Below are 20,073 nucleotides of genomic sequence, written 5' to 3' on the forward strand. Positions count from 1 at the left end.
CCGCGTAACGAACGATACGCGGGCGTTACTCTAACAAATGATGTCTGGTTCAGTGCAATTGCTTGCCCCTGGTTTCCGGGAGGAAGCAGGTCACCACCAGGACCAGGCAGTAGGCACCTCCGGCGAACATCGCAATCGCGGTGCCCAGGCTGTATTGGGCACTGATGAAACCGACGAGTCCCGGGAACAGTGCGCCCACCGCGCGCCCGAAGTTATAGGAGAACGCCTGGCCGTTGGCCCTCACTGCCGAAGGATAAAGTTCCGTCAGAAAGGCCCCCATGCCGCTGTAGATACCGGATGCGGCGAACCCCAAGGGAAAGCCGAGAATCAGCATCTGGGTATTGGTCAGGTTCAGTTGCATGTAGCAGATCACGCTGATGGCCGACAGAACTGCGAAGAGGATGAAGTTGGCGCGGCGCCCCAGCCGGTCAGACAGGTAGGCACCGCAGACATAGCCGAAGAATGAACCCAGGATGACCACCAGCAGGTAGCTGCCGGTGCCGAAGACTGACAGGCCCTTCTCCAGCTTCAGATAGGCCGGCAACCAGGTGGTGATCGCGTAGTAGCCACCTTGTACCCCCATGCACAGCAGCGCGGACAACAGGGTGGTGCGCAGCAGCGAGGGGGAGAAGATGTGCCAGAAGGCCACCCTGTTGCCTGTTTCGCTCTGGTGCTTTTTGCTCTGCAGGAACACCTCGGGTTCTGGCACGTATTTACGAATGTAGAGCACCAGGAGTGCAGGTGCGATGCCGATCCAGAACAGCGAGCGCCAGGCAAGGTCTTCGGGAAGGTAGCTGAAGGCCACTGTGTAGAGCAGCGCGGCCGCGCCCCAGCCAATGGCCCATCCGCTCTGCACGATACCCACGGCCTTGCCGCGATGTTCCGCTCGGACCATTTCGCCGATCAGCACCGAGCCCACTGCCCACTCGCCGCCGAACCCGAGGCCTTGCAGCGCACGAAGGACAAACAGCTGTTCGAAGTTTTGCGCGAAGCCGATCAGTACGGTGCAGATCGAGAACCACAGAATGCTGATCTGCAGCAGCCGCACCCGACCGTAGCGGTCAGCCAGGATCCCCGCTCCCCATCCGCCAATGGACGAAAACAGCAAGGTCACGGTGCTCAGCAGTCCCACTGATCCCTTGTCGATGTGCCAGAGGGTCATCAAGGAGGCGATGACGAAGGTGAACACCATGAAGTCCAGGGCGTCCAGCGCCCAGCCACCCAATGCGGAATAGAAGGTGCGTTTTTCAACGGTATTAAGTTCGCTAAACCAGCTCATTATTGTTCTCCGTGCAGCACCTTAGTGCCGCTGGGTTATTGTTTTTGTTATTTGAAGTCGTACAGAACGGCGGGGTTATCGACCAGGATGCTCTGTCGTTGGCGTTCATCGGGCGCCCATGAGTACAAGCGATCCAGTAATGAACCGGTGTCGGGCGTGCTTTCGAGCGCTACGTGGGGCCAGTCGCTGCCCCAAACCATTCGTTCGGGGGCAACGCCCAGCAAGGCATGGGCCAGCGCATCCGTATCGGCATAGTCCGGATGCCGCTCACTCAGGCGATAAGCGCCCGACAACTTGACCCACCAACCGTGTTCCGCCACGTTTCTCAGCAGCAACTCGAACCCCGGCTCCTTGACGCCCAGGCGGGCCGGGAAGTGTCCGAAGTGATCGATCACCACGGGGCAGGGCAGCCTGGCTATCCGTGCCTGCAGCTCGCTTAACAGCCGGACATCAATCAAAAACTGCAGATGCCAGCCAAGGTCGGCAACTCGATGGGCAAGACGCTCCATCAAGTCCAGATTCACGCCGCCGCGAAACAGCACGTTGATGCGAACTCCACGCACACCCAAGGCGTGCATGTGCGCCAGTTCGTCATCGCCGATTCGTTCGTCGACTACCGCGACGCCCCTCAGTCGATCGTGATGACGTTGCAACACCTCGAGCATGTAGCGGTTATCGGTGCCGTAGACGCTCGGCTGCACCAGAACCCCGCGCTGCATCCCCGTGGCCCGCAACATGTCCAGATACAGCGCCTCAGGTGCGGGAGGCGGGGTGTAACTGCGCTCGGGTACCAGGGGATAGCGCTCAAAATCAGCACAGATCACATGCGCATGGGTGTCGCATGCACCTGTCGGCAGCACGAAGCTCGGGGCTTGGATCGTTTCTCTCGGGGCGGCACAGGAGGGCGGCCACGCTGTGGCGGATTTGGGGTGAGGCATGGATTTCATCTCCTCGACAGCTCTTCGCACGCCTTGGCGGTTGCAGAGCGGTACTTGTTGGTTGTTGGTTGTAGGTTGTCCAACAAGTGATGGCATGTTGAATTTTTGCCCTGGCCTTGTCAATGGATGCAGGTGGGGATTTCGCGCGACGCGCTTCGGTGATGGCTAGGGGGGGAATAGCGGTCTTGGGTGCTAATGGGAATTTGTATTAATTGCGAATGGTTTTGTATAGCATGCGCCGGAGTTTTTTGGCGGTTTCACCCCTTGTATTGGCCTATTCGTAAAGGTTTTTTCTCTCCATGCGCCGAACCCTGCTTTCCATTTGTGTGCTGCAAGCGTTGTCGTCTACCTCATGGGCTGAACAAGCGCAGGTAAAGCCCTCAACCCTTGAGTTGGGCACGGCCGATGTCATCGGCACCGAGACTTACGAAAGGGCAGATGGTCCGGTGCAGGGTTATCGCGCAACGCGCTCGGCCAGCGCCACGCGGACCGATACCTCGATCCATGAAACCCCGCAGTCGATCAGTGTGGTCGCCAAGGATGCGGTGGAGGATCTTGGAGCCACGCGTTTGCAGGACGCGCTGGACTACGCCGGGGGCGTGGGGCGGGCGAACAATTTTGGTGGGCAGGGGCTGACCACGTTTACCGTCCGTGGCTTCACCACCGGCGAGTTTTACCGCAACGGTTTTCCCATCAATCGCGGCTATCCGAACATGCCGGATGCCAACACCATTGAACGCCTTGAAGTGCTGCGCGGCCCGGCAACCATGCTTTATGGCCGGGGTGATCCTGGCGGTACTTTCAACGTGGTTTCCAAACAGCCGTTGCCCGAGCGCACGGTCACCCTGGGCAGTCAACTGAACGACCAGGGCATGAGGCGCGGCACGTTGGACGCTTCCGGGCCGCTCGACGAAGACGGGCGCCTGGCCTATCGACTGAACGTCGTGGGCGAGGGGGGCGACACCTTCCGCGATCATGTCGACACCGAGCGCTACGGTGTCACGCCGGTGCTCAGCTGGCAGGTAAGCGACGCGACCAGGCTGATTTTCGAAGGCGATTTCATGCGTAACAACGCGCCTCTGGATCGAGGCGTTACCCGTTACGCGAAGCAGATTGGCAGCGCTTCTCGCGACAGTTTTTTCGGTGAAAAAGACGTTGGCAAACTGCACAACGACAACAACATGGCGCAACTGCGCTTCGAACACCTGCTCAATGACGACTGGACCCTGGGGGGTGGTGTGCAGTGGCTCGATGGTTCGCTCAAGGGCAACGCGGTCGAGGCCAACGGTATTGCCGCTGACGGCCGCACCTTGGGGCGCAACTTCAACTATCGCAAGCTGGAATGGACCGACCGGGATGCCCAGCTCAACCTGACCGGCCATTTCGATACCGCCGGTTTGCAGCACACTTTGCTCACCGGTATCGAATACGAAGACTACGACTACCAGTCGATCATTCAACGCTCCAGTGGTGCTGTCGGTGCGTACCCCATCGACCTCTTCGATCCGCTGTACGGCCAGCCGCGTCCGGCCCTGACCCGCACGCCGACTCATGACAAGGAAAACCTCAAGACTTATGCCGCGTTCGTGCAGGATCAAGTGGCCCTGACCGACAAACTGAAAGTGCTGGCAGGGGCGCGTTTCGAACGCTTCGAACATGACTATGAAACCTATGTACCCGGCGGCAAGAGTTGGCAGGCCAGTGACAACGCGGTCACACCGCGCATTGGCGTGAGCTACGACTTGACCGAGACCTTGGCGCTCTACGCCGATACCGCTCGCTCGTTCAAGCCCAACACCGGCGCCAGCCGGCTCGGCGGCGGGTTTGCGCCGGAGAAGGGCAAGTCTTATGAAATGGGTCTCAAGTGGGAAGCACTGGATCAGCAGTTGAGTGTCGACGCGGCGATCTATCAGATCGAAAAGCGCAACGTCTTGACCACCGACCCTGTTGACTCGACCTTCAGCGTGGCCGCCGGTGAAGTGCGAAGCCGTGGTTTCGATGTCAACGTTGCCGGCAACCTGACACCCGAATGGCGCGTGATCGGCGGCTACGCCTATGTCGATGCCGAAGTCACCAAGGACAACGTGCTGCGCTCTGGCACGCGGCTGCTGAACATCCCGAAAAACAGCTTCAGCCTGCTGAATATGTACGAGTTCCAGGACGGCATGCTCAAGGGCCTGGGCCTGGGGAGCGGACTCAGGTACGTCGACGAGCGCGCCGGGCAAACCGCCAATACCGGGTTTTCGATGGGCAGCTACACCGTTGTCGATTTGCTCGGTTTCTACAAGGTCAATGACAAGGTGCGGCTGAATCTGGATCTGAAAAACCTGTTTGACCGTGATTATGAAGAGGGCGCGTTCGGCAACGTTTACGCTTATCCGGGGGCTCCGCGAACGCTGCAGGTCGGCATTGCCTACACCTTGTAGTGGGTGTGTTCTGCTGGCACGGGCCGAGCTTGTTCCGCTGACACGATGGTAATCGTGCCTGTTTGCAATGGGACCTTGTGCCGGTGATACACAGCAACTCCAAAACCAAGAGAGCCTCGAAATGAGTCGACCGTACAATTTCCTTGTCGCCCATCTGAAAAAGGAGGGTTCGGCACAACTGCCTGCCGTCAGCGTCTCTTTAAGGGAATGGTTTGGGCAGTTGGGAGTGGCCATTGAACGCTTCGGTAACAATGCCGGGAAAGTCGTCAAGTTCTCTGAGAAAAATCATCAAAAGAACTTGCTGGCTCCCGATTCCGCAGGAGTAACGCTTTATTCCGAGCGAATCTGGTCAAAGGATGAATGCGACGAATCGATGAACTGTCATGTCAGTGCCGTTTTCCTGCACGACAATGGCTTGCTCTTGAGCGTCGCAGACGAGGTCATGAGTCTCGAGCAACTGATCGAATCGTTCTGGCGTCTGGAGGACTTTGCCGAGCTCTTTGAATATCTGTATGCCTATCAGGAAAGCCAGGGTTACGGAACCGGGTTCGGCTTGGGCTTTTACACCCCGGACGAGTTGCACCCTTTGATGTGGGAGGGGCGTAACCAGGTCGGCAAATGGGCAGCGTCCACTCGAAATGCAGTCGATGCTCACTACATCAGGGATGTTTTTGACTTCAATGGGTTCAGTGAGGAAAAACTGAATGCCTTGCCAGCGCAAAAGCAAAGCGCACTGGAGTCGGTGATGAATCGGTTCGGTGAGCGTCAGTTGCGAAACGGCTGGAATGTCTGGCGCATGACTGGCGACGATCAGTGCAACGCCAGAAAAGAGCTGATTGCCAGCGATGTGCTCGCCGCCTTCTCTGCATGAGGGCCGAGTGTTGGCATTGATGCGCAATTGCCCCGCCTGCTGAGGGCAAGACTGCCCCAACATGGATAGGTAGATACCGCGTACAGACGGCCTTAGCCTTGAAGGCTGCTTGGGTCAGCGGTTTTTCGGCAGATGGGTCAATTCTTCATCAGCGCCTACAACCCTGGCGCCACTACCTTGGATTGCAACACTCATCCAATAATCGGTGGATGTTGAAGGCGACACTGGTCGATCTCAAAGGCTATCCGGATCGCCGAAGAACATTTTGACTAGGCTCTAGTGTGATGGTTTCAGGCCATAAAAAACAAGCTATGCCCCCACTTTTGCCCCCGCTGCATGTGATGCACGAGCGAGTTCGCATGGTGATTTCTGACAGAGGTCTTGGGTGGTAGAGATTGGCTTAGCATGGCCGAGGTCATGCTGCCCGATTTACGACAACCCGGCGAGTTCACAGGAGACCTATTCGCTCAGACTCAGCCCGGACGTAACGGTAACGCGATACGGACGATGGATGCCATCAATGCACGCTGTGGGAGAGGCACGGTGCGCTCTGGAATCGTACCTGCCGAGCCTGGTCGTGGAATGCGCCGTGAGTTGATGAGCAGGAATTTCACCTTGCACCTGGATCAACTGTGGAGCGTCAATTGAAGGTGACGGCGTCTCGGACTTCCTTATACTACTCAGCCCCAAGGCTGCCATGGCGACTCGTGGGCGGCCGTTCAAAAGGCGTTACACAAGGACATTGAAATGCACGAGGAAGCCGCCGAAGTAAAGGCAAAACTGCTCGTAGAAATAGAGAAGGATCGTAGCTCTATCAACGAGCAGATTGGACGGATAAAGGCCGAGCTCGACGCTCCGGCTGTTCCTGAGGACGACGATAGTCGTACTCAAGAGCAGCGATATCGCAAACGTGCGTTGGAGTACTTTCTCCAGAAGAACGAGGCTGCGGCGGCCGAAATTGACGAGTACATCAAGGTTCAACTCGAGAACGCTTCGCTCAGTCTCGCGATTCAATGGAGACCTGAGGGAGAGAAGATGTTTGGCCTAGGGTCACTCATGGGCTTGAGGCCGCCGAGTCTCGATGATGCCCTCACCTATAGCTATCGGTTCCGTAATCGGAAAACCCGAAACTTCGATCCCGATCTCCTGGAGGAAATGGATTTTCGCTTCCTGTCGCTACCTGTACCTACGTACTACGAAAACATCGACCAAATCCGGGCGTACTACAAGGACCGGGAGGTGAGCGATGACTACTACCAGGTAGCCGATTGGTACATCGAGGACAGCATCATTCCGAGGTTCTTGGAGGCTGGCCGTAACGACATTCATGTTGCTGGCAAGGGCGATCTCGTAGAGCACATCGTCGAGCGCTTCAAGGAACGTGATTACATTTCGTTGTCGTTCATCCTGCCGCCGTTCATCGAGGGAACCATTCACGGCATCTGCCAGACGCTTGGCTTGAAGGAGTCGATGAGTGAGAGAGCTGCTCTCAATCAACTGCTCAAGACGATTCAGAAGCACACCGATCTAATCGGCATGGAGTACCTCCTCTTCATCATGCCAATTCGTCGCAATCGCATTGCCCATGGTCGGGATCTGTACGCCAGCTATCGGGAGGTCGCAGTGAGCTTCATGCTTGATCTTGACCTGCTTCTGGTGCTTGCCAAGCGAAGTGATCTTCCGCTGAATGGTCTTCTGGATGTGTTGCGGCAGCCGACAATAAAGAAGGTCAAAAAGATCTTCACCATGGGAATCGAACAGCATCACGCCCGGCTCGAGTCCGAATGCAGGGCGTTGGGCCAGTGGATCAACACGGATGAGTTCTGGAGCCAACTGGATAAGCAACTCACACAAACGGATGTCGAGTCCAAGGAAACCCATCGCTTTGTGAGCAAGCTCGAATATCATTCGGTTTTGTTTGGCGATGATGATGTCGCTTCGCAGATTAAGGCGCGTGGTAAGGAGTTTCTGCGTACCTTGCCCGCTGCACGCCAGCGTCTGCTGGAAGATTCAGAAAAGAGAGCGCGCATGCTCGAGTCGCTCAAAGCCAGGCTTGATCGTCACGATTGAACCTCGCCCTCATTGCGCTTTGGTTTTCTCGATCTCTTGCAGGCGGTCACGCACGGTACTGCCTTCGTAGGCTCCTCGAGCGCCCGCCGCACGAGCACCGTGGCGCTGGAAGATCATCTTCGGTGAGTTGGAGGTGCGTGTCTCACTCGTCAGTCGTGGAGATGGGGCAGGCTTTCTCCGTTCGCAATCCAGTACTTTTGAGATGTTTGAGCATGCATTTGAGGCGGTGCTATGGGCGGAGTCAAGAGAATGATGGAAGAGGACATGGAGCGAGGTTTCTCGCGAGTCGAGGACACGTTTGTGTGCTTACGCTGCGTCGAAGATGACGGCCTCAAAGCTTTCATCAAGGATAATTCGGTGAGAGGGACCTGCAGCTATTGCAATGGAAACCGACGCGTCGCTGACATGAATTACGTGATTGAGCACGTTTTCAATAGTCTCTCAATAGAGTGGGGCGAAGCTACGAATGAGGGGCTCGCTTACGAAACCCGTGAAGGAGGCTGGCAGGGCCGCGTATGCGGCACATGGGAGCTTCTCTACTACCACGGCCCCGAGTGTTCGGAAGAAGTGTTCGACACTATCGCCGGATCCATGCACGACGTGGCATGGTGCGAGAGAGATCCGTATTCATTACCCATAGATCGAACGCTGGTCTACGGATGGCAGAGCTTCAGTCATTTCATCATTCACACAGCACGATTCGTGTTTTACAAAGCTGTGAACACCTCATATGCAGCTGATCAGCACGATGAGATGAACCCGGTCGACATTCTTGAAACGCTGGGGAGCGTGGCGAAAAAGCTCGACCTAATTGATACAGTGCCTACAGGACAGTCGATCTTCCGCGTTCGCATCGTCGATCCTGAGGTTCACCTCACCCGAGCTAGTGAGCTTGGGCCGCCACCAGCCGCGCATGCGAACATGCCGAACCGGATGAGCCCCGTGGGAATCCCTATGTTCTACGGGGCGTTCGATCAAGACACCGCCATTCGTGAAACCTACGATCCTGCTGAGGGAGCCCTTAAGAAGGCAGCCACCGGCGAGTTTTCGCCTATCAGGGATCTGCGGGTGGTTGATCTGTCCCGCTCGTTTTATGTGCCGAGCCTTTTCGATCCTGAACTGCAAACGCTAAGGCCATACTTCAGCTTCATGTGTAACTTCGTCGAGGATTTCACCAAACCGATCGAGCGAAGCGATCGAGCTCACGCGGACTATGTTCCGACCCAGGTGGTGACTGAGTATTTCAGGCACGTCTACCGTACCGATGACGATCATCAAATTGATGGGATCATCTACCCGAGTTCGAAGACTGGGAACAAGGCGATCGTTATTTTTGCTGATGCTTCAGGCTGTATCGACGCTGGCGATACGTCTAGTGATCGAACGCTGTTGCGGCTCGACAGAGCATTCGACGTTGACTTGGCCGACTTCGCGGCAGGCGAAGATGACGATGAGATCTTCTGACTATCTGCAGATGCCCTGGGGAAGCAGGGTGAATCGCCCCGGATTCTCTAGACACCTTGCAAGCTCATTGTGGACTGCCCCCGGCATCGTAGACATCTCCAGCCTATGCTTTGAGCATAGGAGGAAGTTTATGAGCACCCAACGATTCACGCCGGAATTCAAGGCAGAAGCCGTCAGGCAAGTCATTGAGCGCGGATACTCCGTTGCGGAAACAGCAGAGCGCCTCGGCGTTTCGACCCACAGCCTCTACAAATGGGTCAAAGCCGTGACGCCTGACAAAACCGAGAAACAGGCCAGCGAACTGCTCGAAGCCAAAAGCGAGATTTTACGGCTGCGAGCCCAAATGCGACGCTTGGAAGAAGAGCGCGACATCTTAAAAAACTGCCTCTGCGGCGCTCCGCAGCCCATTGCATTAGAAACACGGGCGCTACACTGAGTTAGTTGGACAGTGGTCGCTGGCTTTTTGGAGGCTTTGACCCCGTCAAAAAACATGACCCAGGGGAAGCTGCGGACCCGTGATTGGTGGCACGTGCCGTGACCCCGTTTAGGAATGTGATCTGATCCGAGTCCCCGTCCAACATCTCTGCGTTGGAGGGTTGTCATGAAAAAGTCTGCTACTCAAATCGGCCTGCCGATCATCAATGAACGGGCGGCCGGCATCGATATCGGTTCAAGGTTTCACGTCGTGGCGATTCCGCCAGGACTGTCCAAGGAGTCTATTCGAACCTTTCAAGCGTTCACCGGCGATATAGAGAAGATGGCAACCTGGCTGATCGACGTCGGCATCCAAACAGTAGCCATGGAGTCGACCGGTGTTTACTGGATTCCAGTTTACGAAATCCTTGAGACCCATGGACTTCACGTCGTATTGGCGAACGCGCGCGATGCTCGGGCCGTACCCGGGCGCAAGACGGATGTGAATGATGCTCAGTGGATTCAAAGGCTGCATGCCTGCGGACTGCTGCGCGCAAGCTTTCAGCCTGATCGAGCCATCTCGGCGTTACGTAGTTATCTCCGGCTCCGAGAGCGCCATCTTGACTATGCAGCGGCTCATATCCAACACATGCAAAAAGCGCTCACCCATATGAATCTTCAGTTACATCATGTGGTCAGCGACATCACGGGCGTGACCGGTATGCGGATCATCCGGGCCATCGTGGCCGGGGAACGCGACGTCTCAAGGCTGGCAAGTTTGCGTGATACGCGCTGCAAATCCAGTGAACAGACGATCCACGACGCGTTGATTGGCAACTACCAACCCGAACATGTCTTTGCCCTTACGCAAGCGCTGGCCATGTATGATGCTTATCAAGAGCAGTTGCTCATCTGCGATCAGCAGATTGCCAGAAGCCTCTCCAGCCTTTCCCTGCAACAGCCTCCGCCGACAGAGCCCTTACCGAAGGCCCGACATAACACTCGGCAACCCAACGCCTTGGCCTTTGAAGTGCGCCCCCTGCTTTACCAGCTAGTCGGCGTCGATCTGACGCAAATACACGGCATTGGCCCCTATCTCGCGCTCCGCCTGGTGGCTGAGTGCGGCACGGACCTCAGCCGATGGCCCACAGCTCATCATTTCACTTCCTGGCTGACGCTTGCTCCTGGTTGTCGCATCAGTGGCGGAAAGGTGCTGTCGGCCCACACCAGGAAAACCAACAATCGGGTGACCGCGCATCTTCGGCTCGCCGCGGTGACTATCGGTCGAACGAGCACGGCCCTTGGGGCCTTTTACCGACGCCTGTCAGCCCGCATCGGCAAGGCGAAAGCGGTCACTGCCACCGCCCGGAAAATTGCCATCTTGTTCTACAATGCCATGCGGTTCGGCATGGCCTATCAGGATCCAGGTGCAGACCACTACGAGCAGAAGTACCGAGAGCGCGTCGTTAAGAGCCTCCATCGGCGTGCTGCGGAGTTTGGATTTTCGCTGCTGCCTATGGAAGGTGTTTCTTAGGAAGGCAGCGCGGTACTTCGCCAGGGAACCCGAGTGAAATACCGATTTATGAACGAGCACCGACATCAATACGCGATCACTACGCTGTGTCGGGTTCTGCAAGTTGCTCGTGCCGGGTTCTATCAATGGCTACACAAGCCTGTTTCTGATCGAGAAAAAGAGAATGGTCGGCTGTTAGGGCTGATCCGCGACTCCTATGCGGCCAGTCGAGGTGTGTATGGTGCACGGAGGGTGTTTGCTGACTTGCGCGAGGCTGGAGAAAGTTGCGGCAAGCACCGTGTCGCGGCGCTGATGCGCACCAATAAAATCAAGGCGCTCAGAGGCTATAAAGCCCCGCGCGCAATCAAAGGGCGGCCATCGATCATTGCCCCCAATCGACTCAACCGGGCGTTCACTGTCGATGCCCCTAATAAGGCTTGGGTTACCGATATCACTTACATCCGGACGTGGCAGGGCTGGTTATATCTGGCCGTCGTACTGGATCTGTATGCTCGCAAAGTGGTCGGCTGGTCAATGAAGCCAACGCTGGGCAAGGAGCTGGCATTGGATGCACTGCTCATGGCGGTATGGCGCCGAAAACCCAAAACCAGAGTCATCGTGCATTCGGATCAGGGTAGCCAATATGGCAGCGATGACTGGAAACGTTTTTGTTTGGCCAACCACCTAGAGCCGTGTATGAGCCGCCGAGGAAACTGCTGGGATAATGCCGTGGCGGAGTCTTTTTTCAGCAGCCTGAAAAAAGAACGCATTCGCAAGAGGATCTACAAAACCCGTAACATGGCCCGTGCCGACGTATTCGATTACATTGAAGCGTTTTACAAGCGAACGCGTCGTCACAGTTACTTGGGCGGCGTCAGTCCTGAGGCCTTCGAAAGTGCCTCACTTTGAGGCTGGAAAATGTCTATGAGGGCGGGGGCAGTCCAAATGATTGCAATTCAGTTAGTACTTGTTGGTCGTTTGGATTTTCAATCTTCGGGGGTAGAAGGGTCCTTACGGGCTTTTGAAAACCGACGTGATCATTGGGCGACGGTTGTCCTGCAAGCGATGCCTGTGTCAGCCACTGCGACATCAACCCAGCAAGCGCTCAGACTGCTCCAACGGCAATGAGCACTCTGCGTATTTGAGCTGAGGTGATCCGATAGCATTCAACGGCGATAGGGAACTGTCGCAGGTGATTTTTCGAGAAGAAGATTGTTGAGCCTCAGACTGGGGGCATCCTTTTCAAACCATCCAAAGCATGCCCTCAGATATGCCCCCAATGTAGCAATCCACTGGAGTTGGATGGATCTCCATGGTCTATGAAAAGGCAGAAATGATCAGATAAACAGCCCGCCAGACGGCCCCTATAGACTCTCAGGATCGCCAAAAAACATCTGAATCCGCGAACGCAACCAGCGCTCTCCCGGGTCGTTGTCCTGGGAGCCGCGCCAGGCCATGTGCAGCTCGAAGCTGCGCACCGGCAGGGGCGGGTCTTCGGCGCGTACGCCGCCGGCGGCGGTGAGCGCTTCGGCGGTGTAGTCGGGCACGGTGGCAAGGATGTCGGTGCCGGCCAGCAGGGTGCTCAGACCGTTGAATTGCGGCACGGCGAGTACCACATGGCGCTTGCGTCCGAGCTTCTCCAGTTCTTCATCGATAAAGCCGCTCAGGTCCCCGGCGAACGACACCAGGGCGTGAGGGCGGGCGCAGAAGTCATCCAGGCTCAGGGCGCCCGGAACGGTGTCGGCACGCAGCAGTTTGGGCAGGCTGCGGCGCAGGACTTTGCGCTTGGCGTTGGCCGGCAGGTCGGCGGTGTAGCTGACGCCGATGGAGATTTCACCGGAGGCCAGCAGCGACGGCATCAACAGGTAGTTGGCCCGGCGCACCACCAGTACGATGCCCGGGGCTTCGGCGCGCAGGCGCTTGAGCAGCATCGGCAGGAGGGCAAACTCCGCGTCGTCGGACAGGCCAATGCGGAACACCGTGGTGCTGGTGGCCGGGTCGAACTCGGCGGCGCGGCTGACGGCGGTGGAGATCGAGTCCAGGGCCGGTGAGAGCAGGGCGAAGATTTCCACGGCCCTTGCCGACGGCTCCATGCTGCGGCCGGTGCGTACAAATAGCGGGTCGTCGAACAAGTTGCGCAGCCGCGACAGGGCGGCACTGATGGCTGGCTGACCGAGAAACAGCTTCTCGGCGGCGCGAGTCACACTGCGTTCGTGCATCAGTGTCTCGAACACAATCAATAGATTCAGGTCGACACGACGCAGGTCATTACGATTCATCTGGAGTCCTGGCAGAGTCAGCGAACTTGACGGGAGCGGCCATATCGGAACAATGGCCGGCGTGAATCTTACGGGTAAAGGCTGGTACTCTGCATCGGCTAAATGTTGTTTGTTTGTGCTCAGGCTGCGGCCCGACACGCTGTTCGCCCCGATTTTCAAGGGCACGGAATCAATGACAGACATGTCGACTATTAATAGGCACTGATAGTCTTGCTTTCAAAGCCCGGATAAAGTTCGCGGCATTAGAGGTTAATTTGACGAGGTTTGCGATGTCCCGCACGATTCGTTTTCACAAGTTTGGACCGGCCGAGGTGCTCAAATGCGAAGAGCATGCGGCCTCGTTGCCTGCGCCAGGCGAAGTGCAGGTACGAGTCGAAGCCATCGGTATCAGTTGGTACGACGTGCTCTGGCGGCAGAACCTGGCGTCGTCCCATGCGCGTCTGCCGTCCGGCCTCGGGCATGAAATGGCCGGCGTGGTCACGGCGGTAGGCGAGGGCGTCGACGACCTCGCGGTCGGTGACAAGGTCGCCAGTTTTCCCGCGCAAAGCCCCAATGACTACCCGGTGTATGGCGAGCAGATCGTCCTGCCACGCTCGGCCCTGACCCGTTATCCGGATGTGCTTAGCCCTATCGAAGCCGCGGTGCATTACACGCCGCTGTTGATCGCCTATTTCGCCTACGCTGACCTTGCGCGGGTCAAGCCCGGGCAGTTCGCCCTGGTCACCGATGCCAGCCACTGTGCCGGCCCGTCCTTTGTGCAGTTGGGCAAGGCCCTGGGTGTGCGGGTGATTGCCGCTACCAAGACCGCTGAAGAACGTGAGTACCTGCTGTCCCTCGGCGCCGAGAAGGTGATTGTCACCGAAGAGCAGGACCTGCTGATGCAGATCAACAAGCTCACCAACAATCGCGGGGTCGATGTGGTGTTCGACGGTCTGGGCGGTCCGCAGATGTCGATGCTCGGTGATGTCCTGGCGCCTCGCGGCAGCCTGGTGTTGTACGGCCTGCAAGGCGGCAACCAGACTCCATTCCCGGCCTGTGCGGCGTTCCAGAAGAACATCCAGTTCTTTGTCCACTGCATCGGCAACTTCACCGGCAAGCCGGAGCTGGGGATCATTCAGGATCAGGTGGCGTTGCAGCGTGCGCTGCGCGACATCAACCAGCTGACTGCAGATCGAGTGCTGGTGCCCTTGAAGACCCGAGTCTTCCCCTTCAGCGAGTTTGTCGAGGCGCACCGTTACATGGACGAATGTCCATGTCGCGAACGGGTTGCGCTGCAGGTCGAACCGGCCTGATTCCCCCAACGCCAGGCCAAGCCTGGCGTTTTTGTATCTGTATCTTTGTCGGCCCCGGCTTGTCGGCCAATGGGGCCTGAGCCTCGTGCAAGCCTTGAGGCTGTTTTGCCTGGCAAGCCAGTTCCTGCGTAAGCCAGCTCCTGCTTCAGTCAGCTGAGAAAGGCGGGGTTGTTCTGGGATAGATTTCGTCGCGCGGTGGTCAAACTGCCAGTAAACTGCGCTCCATTTCCGAACCATCCTTTTTCAGAGGTTTTGCATGACTCTCAGTCCTTTTGCGGGCAAGCCGGCACCCGTTGAGTTGCTGGTCGATATCCCGCGACTGGTTACGGCGTATTACACCGGTCAGCCCGATGCATCGGTGCCCACCCAGCGCGTGGCTTTCGGCACCTCCGGGCACCGCGGCAGCTCGTTCGATCTGAGTTTCAATGAATGGCATGTCCTGGCCATCAGCCAGGCCATCTGTCTGTACCGCGAAGCCCAGGGCATCACCGGGCCGCTGTTTGTCGGCATCGATACCCACGCACTGTCGACCCCGGCCGGGGCCAGTGCCCTGGAAGTCCTGGCCGCCAACGGCGTGACCGTGATGATTGCTGCCGGTGACGAGTACACCCCGACGCCGGCGGTGTCCCATGCCATCCTCTGCTACAACCGCGGTCGCACTTCGGGCCTGGCGGACGGGATCGTTATCACCCCGTCCCACAACCCGCCACAAAGCGGCGGCTACAAGTACAACCCCACCAATGGCGGCCCGGCCGACACCCACATCACCAAGTGGATCGAAGCCAAGGCCAACGAATTGCTGGCGGCCAAGCTCGCCGGGGTCAAACGCATCAGCTACGAGCAAGCGCTGAAGGCCGACACCACCCATCGCCACGACTACCTCAACACCTATGTCGCCGACCTGATCAACGTCATCGACCTGGACGCGATCCGCAACGCCAAGCTGCGCCTGGGCGTGGACCCGCTGGGTGGAGCAGGGGTGCGTTACTGGTCGGCAATCGCCGAGCACTACCGCCTTGACCTGGAGGTGGTGAACAAGCAAGTGGACGCCACCTTCCGTTTCATGTCGGTGGACTGGGACGGGCAGATCCGCATGGACCCATCCTCCAGCTATGCCATGCAAGGGCTGATCGGTCTGAAAGAACGCTTTGACGTGGCCTTTGCTTGCGACCCCGATCATGACCGCCACGGCATCGTGACCCCAAGCGGCGGCCTGCTGGCGCCCAACAACTACCTGGCGGTGTCCATCGACTATCTGTTCCAGAACCGTCCGCAATGGCGTGCCGATGCCGCCGTGGGCAAGACCGTGGTCAGCAGTGGCTTGATCGATCGGGTGACGGCACGCCTGGGTCGTCGCCTGTACGAAGTGCCGGTGGGCTTCAAGTGGTTTGCCGATGGCCTGTTCGATGGCTCTCTGGGCTTTGGTGGCGAAGAAAGTGCTGGTGCTTCTTTCCTGCGCAAGGATGGCGGCGTTTGGTGCACCGACAAGGACGGCCTGATCCCGTCGCTGCTGGCCGCTGAAATGACCGCGCGCACCGGCCGTGATCCAAGCCAGGCTTACCGCGCGCTGTGCGATGAACTGGGCGAACCTTTCTCGGTGCGGGTCGATGCCAAGGCCAATCCGCAGCAGAAAGCCTTGCTCAGCAAGCTCTCCCCGCAACAAGTGACCTCGACCCAGTTGGCTGGCGAGCCGATCCAGCAGATCCTCAGCCAGGCCCCGGGTAACGATCAGGCCATTGGCGGCCTGAAAGTCATGACTGAGAACGGCTGGTTCGCCGCACGCCCGTCTGGCACCGAAGACATCTACAAGATCTACGCTGAAAGCTTCATCGGCGACGACCACCTCAAGCAGCTGGTGCAGGAAGCCCAGACCCTGGTGGACACCGCCATCAGCGGCAACTGATTCACGTCGGAGCCGGCTCGCCGGCGAAAAGGTCCTTGAGACGGACACAGGTCTTGCGGATGCGTTCGCTGGCAAGCCAGCTCCTACGGTGGTTGTTCATTGCACGATCTGTGTAGCCGGCTAGCGGGCAAATAAAAAGGGGCGACCAGCATGGTCGCCCCTTTTTTATTTGCCGCTGCGGTTCAAGCCAGGTCTACCAGCACGATTTCGCTGTCTTGCACGGCGCTCACCCGCAGCACCCGCTCATCTTCGATTGCAACACCGTCTCGAGCTTCGGCACGCAAGCCGTTGATCTCGATCACCCCGGTCGCCGGCACCAGATAAGCCCGACGTCCTGCGTCCAGGTGATACTCGGCGGTTTCCCCGGCCTTCAGGTTGGCCGCTACCAGCCGCGCATCGGCACGAATACGCAAGCTTTCCTCATCGCCATCCTTGCCGCTGGCCAGGGTCACGAACCCTTCGCGCAACCCTTTGGGAAAAGGCTTGGCGCCCCAAGACGGCGCGGAGCCGGCCTGGTTGGGAATGATCCAGATCTGGAAGATCTTGGTCGGCGTGGCTTCCAGGTTGTATTCGCTGTGGGCGATCCCGGTCCCCGCACTCATCACCTGCACGTCACCGGCTTCGGTGCGTCCCTTGTTGCCCAGGTTGTCCTGGTGGCTGATGGCGCCTTCGCGAACGTAGGTGATGATTTCCATGTCCCGGTGCGGATGCTGGGGGAAGCCGGTGCCGGGAGCGATTACGTCATCGTTCCACACCCGCAGGTTGCCCCAGTGCATGCGCTTGGGGTCATGGTACTCGGCGAAGGAAAAGTGGTGATGGGCATCCAGCCAGCCGTGGTGAGCGCCACCCAGGGAGCTGAAAGGTCTGAGTTCAAGCATGATCGTCTCCTCAAAAGGGCTCGTAATGGCTCGTTGGACCCGGGCCAAAAAACGATAACCGTTGGTTGATGGCGTGCATCTTCCATCAGCTATTGATCGATAAAAAGCGCAAAAAATGCCGTAATCCAATCGTAAAATTGGATGGTTTTTTTGTCGCAGAGCTGGTGTTAAACCTTCGGTTCATCGCTTAAGTTAATGACCCGCAAGCAATTCGCTGGATACCGTGAAAAAATCCGGCGACCATTACCGCTCAGTCTCATCCCCTGGAGTCCGCGTGTCGCAACACAGCCCCGATCTGCCCCCCGATCTTTTGCCCCTGGCTCAGATGCCCCTGTTGAAGCGCTTGGCGGCGCGGTTTTTCGGCCATGGCCTGAATCGCCTGCGGGCTCAGCATCGCGCGTCCTGGCTGCACGGTCAGGCCGACGGCTTTCGCAGCGGGCACACGGCAGGCGTGGAATACGGCTACCAGGAGGGACGGCTCGAAGGGCTGGAGGAAGGGCGTCAGGTGCTGCTGATTCGCGACAGTCGCAACACCGAGCACCGGCCGCCGGGGGTGGATGACCGGCTGTTCGACGACTGGCGCCTGCCGCTGAGCGCCGAGTTGAAAAAACGCTTCAAGGCCGATGTCTCCCGGTTGCTGGCGCCGCAGTCCCAGCCCAGCGCCGCCCAATGGAAGATGATTTTCAGCGACACGCCTGCCACTGCAGTGATTGCCGGGGCCGGGGCGGGCAAGTCGACTTCTTTGGTATTGCGCCTGCTTTTGCTCAATCACTACCTGGGATTCGAGCTGGATTCCATGACCGTAGTGACCTTCACCCGGGAGTCACGCAAGGATTTCATCAACAAGCTGGTGCAGGTCTTTGCCCTGTGGGGCCGGGCGCTCAGCCCCCGGGAAGCCCGGGATCTGGTGCGCACCTTCCATTCGCGGATCTTGCCCATGGTGCGCAGTCTGCCGGGGTTCGAACGCCTTCAGGCCTTCGAGAACCTCAGTGAGCGGGTGCAGGGGGCCGAAGACGAGGTGGACAGCAATCCCTTCGTCCTGCGAATCAACGACGCCCAGCGCAAGCACCTCAATGCCTGCTACCAGGCGCTGTACCGCAGCGACGAACGCTTCCGCCTGGCGCTCAAGCCCTTGCTGCGCCACGCCTTGCAGCTCAAGGAGCTGGAGCGCGATCACCCCGATGTACAGAAGCGCGTAGCGGTCACCGAGTTGGCAGCCAAACGTGATGAGGAGCTCTGCGACACCGTGGAAGACCTGTGGTTTCGTGCCGGGGCCTGGCCGATCAAGGGCATCGAGCCTCAGCGCCAGAGCTTTGAAATCAACGGGTCGACCTTCCATTGCCATGGCTATGCCGCTGAGCTGGATGCCTGGGTGGTACTGGGCTTCGACCCGCGGGAGAACCCGCAGATCAGCCGGCCCGGAGCCAAGCTGACGGTGCGGGCGGAGTGGGCGGTAAAGCGCACCCTGTTTCAAGCTTTCTGTCGTAAGCCATTGATTTGGTTGGATAGTTACGAGTCGTCCAAGCGAGCTTTGGGCGCCTTTTCTGCCGAGGTCAGTGCCGGCCCGGGCTTCGACTACAAGGTCAAGGGCGAGCTGGCTTCGGCGCCGTTGCTGGATTGTTTTGTTGCCGCCGCCGGTTTTATCGAGAACCTGGGGCTGGATGTGGGCGACGCGGTCGGCAACATGAGCTTTGCCCAGGATGATCCGGACCGATTCTTCTTCGAGGCCTTGAGCCTGTTCTGGCGAGCCCTTGAAGACCACTTGCTGGATCAGTCGCCGCCGATCATGAGCTACAACCGGATGTTCGCCCTGTTCAGCGAGCGCTCCCCGGAAAACTTCAAGCTGCTCAGCGACAGTTGCCTGAGGCCGATGTCGCATCTGATGATCGACGAGTTTCAAGACGTTTCGCCGCAGATCGTGTCTTGGATCAAGGCCAGTCTCAGGGAGATTCGCAGCCGTGGCGCGGCCCTGCACGTGGGGCGTGGAGCCCAGCATTCTTCCTTGCTCTGCGTGGGCGATGACTGGCAATCGATCTACGGCTGGCGCGGCAGTTCGCCGAAGTACTTTATCGAGTTCAACAAGGAGTTCCCGTCTCCGGCCACCAATCGAGTCATGCTCAGCGAGAACTACCGCAGTCATCAGCATGTGATCGATGCGGCGGAGCATATTGTTCGCGCAGCCCCGGCGATTGCCGGGAAGAAGGCCAAGGCCAGTGGCGAGGCCAAGGACCTATGGCCGGTGCAAGTACTGGATCGTGACGATCAGGGCCTGGCCCAGCGCCTGGCAGAGCACTATCGGCAGGGCGATTCAATCTTGATGCTGTTTCGAAAAACTAGCGATAAGTTATTGATAGAAGAGCATATTTTACCAATAGTTAATGTTGATTCTAGCTTGCCGCCCGCGGCTCGACGGCTCAAGCAACTCACCTATCACAGTGCCAAGGGCTTGCAGGCGGACGCGGTGTTCCTGCTGGGAGATTGCCAGCACCTGAGCAGCTCGCCCTACAAGAATCAGGTGTATCGCATGGCCGGCCTGGGCAAGGATGGCGACGCCGAACCCTACGACAGCGCGCAGAAGGACGAGATCCTGCGCCTGGCTTATGTGGGGATCACTCGGGCGGCCAAGCACTGCTACTGGTACGTCGATCGCCAGGAGGCGGCGGCGGGCAATGCGCCCAAGGCTTCGGACCGGGTGCCCCGAGACAAGCCATATTTCCGCGACCTGCGGCAATGATGACGAAAAAAG

The 20,073-nt window shown here is 58.3% G+C and carries 13 protein-coding genes and 2 pseudogenes; 11 read left to right on the forward strand and 4 right to left on the reverse strand.

The features are described from left to right. Positions 1–49 precede the first annotated feature (49 nt). Positions 50–1,279, reverse strand: a complete 1,230-nt coding sequence (locus tag KHO49_RS28650; protein ID WP_047304692.1) for an MFS transporter — start codon at positions 1,277–1,279, stop codon at positions 50–52. A gap of 47 nt (positions 1,280–1,326) precedes the next feature. Then, the gene (locus KHO49_RS28655; protein WP_213666297.1) at positions 1,327–2,217 is read right to left on the reverse strand and encodes an amidohydrolase family protein; all 891 of its coding nucleotides are present in this window, start codon (positions 2,215–2,217) and stop codon (positions 1,327–1,329) included. A gap of 299 nt (positions 2,218–2,516) precedes the next feature. Here KHO49_RS28655 and KHO49_RS28660 point away from each other — a divergent pair, with 299 nt between their 5' ends. The 8 genes and pseudogenes from KHO49_RS28660 to KHO49_RS28695 all read left to right on the forward strand — a co-directional run. Further along, positions 2,517–4,643 (forward strand): TonB-dependent siderophore receptor, encoded by a 2,127-nt coding sequence (locus tag KHO49_RS28660; protein WP_213666298.1) that lies wholly within the window; start codon positions 2,517–2,519, stop codon positions 4,641–4,643. A gap of 121 nt (positions 4,644–4,764) precedes the next feature. After that, complete coding sequence (locus KHO49_RS28665; protein WP_213666299.1) at positions 4,765–5,514, forward strand: hypothetical protein; 750 nt, start codon at positions 4,765–4,767, stop codon at positions 5,512–5,514. Positions 5,515–6,021: 507 nt separating this feature from the next. Next, positions 6,022–6,162: a DUF4113 domain-containing protein gene (locus KHO49_RS31380; RefSeq protein WP_235664483.1), complete on the forward strand. Its 141-nt coding sequence runs from the start codon at positions 6,022–6,024 to the stop codon at positions 6,160–6,162. Between the two features lie 99 nt (positions 6,163–6,261). Further along, the gene (locus KHO49_RS28675; RefSeq protein ID WP_213666301.1) at positions 6,262–7,584 is read left to right on the forward strand and encodes a hypothetical protein; all 1,323 of its coding nucleotides are present in this window, start codon (positions 6,262–6,264) and stop codon (positions 7,582–7,584) included. Positions 7,585–7,833: 249 nt separating this feature from the next. Beyond that, complete coding sequence (locus tag KHO49_RS28680) at positions 7,834–9,048, forward strand: HEPN-associated N-terminal domain-containing protein (protein WP_249735880.1); 1,215 nt, start codon at positions 7,834–7,836, stop codon at positions 9,046–9,048. Between the two features lie 130 nt (positions 9,049–9,178). Continuing rightward, positions 9,179–9,427 (forward strand): annotated as a pseudogene (locus KHO49_RS28685) (transposase); the annotation flags it as partial. Between the two features lie 222 nt (positions 9,428–9,649). Next, positions 9,650–10,996: an IS110 family RNA-guided transposase gene (locus KHO49_RS28690; RefSeq protein ID WP_213665779.1), complete on the forward strand. Its 1,347-nt coding sequence runs from the start codon at positions 9,650–9,652 to the stop codon at positions 10,994–10,996. Further along, a pseudogene (locus tag KHO49_RS28695) lies at positions 10,997–11,884 on the forward strand (IS3 family transposase); the annotation flags it as partial. A gap of 455 nt (positions 11,885–12,339) precedes the next feature. On the opposite strand, the gene KHO49_RS28700 reads toward KHO49_RS28695, so the two are convergent. Next, a complete protein-coding gene (locus KHO49_RS28700) occupies positions 12,340–13,254 on the reverse strand; it encodes a LysR family transcriptional regulator (protein WP_115582388.1) in 915 nt (304 codons plus the stop codon). Between the two features lie 269 nt (positions 13,255–13,523). On the opposite strand from KHO49_RS28700, the gene KHO49_RS28705 reads away from it, so the two are divergent. Both KHO49_RS28705 and pgm read left to right on the forward strand, forming a co-directional pair. After that, positions 13,524–14,546, forward strand: coding sequence for a zinc-dependent alcohol dehydrogenase family protein (locus KHO49_RS28705; RefSeq protein WP_102879467.1), 1,023 nt, complete (start codon positions 13,524–13,526; stop codon positions 14,544–14,546). 256 nt (positions 14,547–14,802) lie between these two features. Then, positions 14,803–16,449 carry a phosphoglucomutase (alpha-D-glucose-1,6-bisphosphate-dependent) gene (pgm, locus tag KHO49_RS28710; protein ID WP_102879466.1) on the forward strand — a complete coding sequence of 549 codons (1,647 nt, stop codon included), beginning with the start codon at positions 14,803–14,805 and terminating at the stop codon, positions 16,447–16,449. A 182-nt stretch (positions 16,450–16,631) separates the two neighbouring features. Here the strand turns inward: pgm and KHO49_RS28715 are convergent, their stop codons facing one another. After that, positions 16,632–17,327 (reverse strand): pirin family protein, encoded by a 696-nt coding sequence (locus tag KHO49_RS28715; protein ID WP_102879465.1) that lies wholly within the window; start codon positions 17,325–17,327, stop codon positions 16,632–16,634. A 274-nt stretch (positions 17,328–17,601) separates the two neighbouring features. Here KHO49_RS28715 and KHO49_RS28720 point away from each other — a divergent pair, with 274 nt between their 5' ends. Beyond that, the gene (locus KHO49_RS28720; protein ID WP_213666303.1) at positions 17,602–20,061 is read left to right on the forward strand and encodes a UvrD-helicase domain-containing protein; all 2,460 of its coding nucleotides are present in this window, start codon (positions 17,602–17,604) and stop codon (positions 20,059–20,061) included. Positions 20,062–20,073: the final 12 nt, after the last annotated feature.

Source organism: Pseudomonas sp. RC4D1, from assembly GCF_018390395.1.
GTDB lineage: Bacteria > Pseudomonadota > Gammaproteobacteria > Pseudomonadales > Pseudomonadaceae > Aquipseudomonas > Aquipseudomonas danubii.